The 921-nt window shown below is 50.2% G+C and carries 1 protein-coding gene; it reads left to right on the forward strand.

Annotated features, from left to right (window positions below):
* A partial coding sequence (locus R7093_RS24360) for an FHIPEP family type III secretion protein (RefSeq protein ID WP_318146903.1) occupies positions 1-921 on the forward strand: 921 nt, incomplete at both ends.

Raw genomic sequence — 921 nt, forward strand, 5'->3', positions numbered from 1 at the left:
ATCAACATCATCGGCGGTCTGTCGATTGGTATGGCGCAGTACGGGTTAGGCTTTGGTGAAGCGATCCAAATCTATACCTTGCTAACGATCGGTGATGGTCTGGTTGCTCAAATTCCATCGCTATTGCTGTCGATTGCAGCGGCGATGATGGTAACGCGCCAAAACACCGATGAAGACATGGGCGAGCAGTTGGTTTTCCAAATGTTCGACAACCCGAAAGCGTTGATGATCACGGCGGCAATTTTAGGCGTGATGGGTATCGTACCGGGCATGCCGCATTTTGCTTTCTTAACGTTGGCCGTTGCTGCTGGCACGGGTGCTTACTTGATTGACAAGCGTCAGAAGCAAAAAGCAAAAGAACCAGCATTACCTGCGAAAGCAGAAGATGGCAGCGAGCCGATTTCTCAACGTGAGTTGTCGTGGGATGACGTTCAACCTGTTGATATTATTGGTTTAGAAGTGGGGTATCGATTAATCCCGCTGGTGGATCGTGACCAAGGCGGAGAGTTATTAGAGCGCGTGAAAGGCGTTCGTAAAAAGCTCTCACAAGATTTTGGTTTCTTGATCCCAGCTGTACACATTCGCGACAACCTTGAGCTGACGCCAAACAGCTACAGAATTACCCTGATGGGCGTTGCGGTGGGTGAAGCGGAAATTCGCCCAGACCAAGAATTGGCGATTAACCCTGGTCAGGTTTACGGCATGATTGATGGCGAACCGACCATGGACCCGGCATTCGGCCTAGAAGCCGTGTGGATTCGTGAAGAGCAGCGCGAGCACGCTCAGGCTCTCGGTTATACCGTGGTGGATTCATCGACGGTATTGGCAACGCATCTAAGTCAGTTATTAACCAACAACGCATCGCAGTTGATTGGTCATGAAGAAGTACAAAATTTATTGGAGATGCTAGGCCGAAGCGCA

Source organism: Vibrio sp. 1580, from assembly GCF_033340055.1.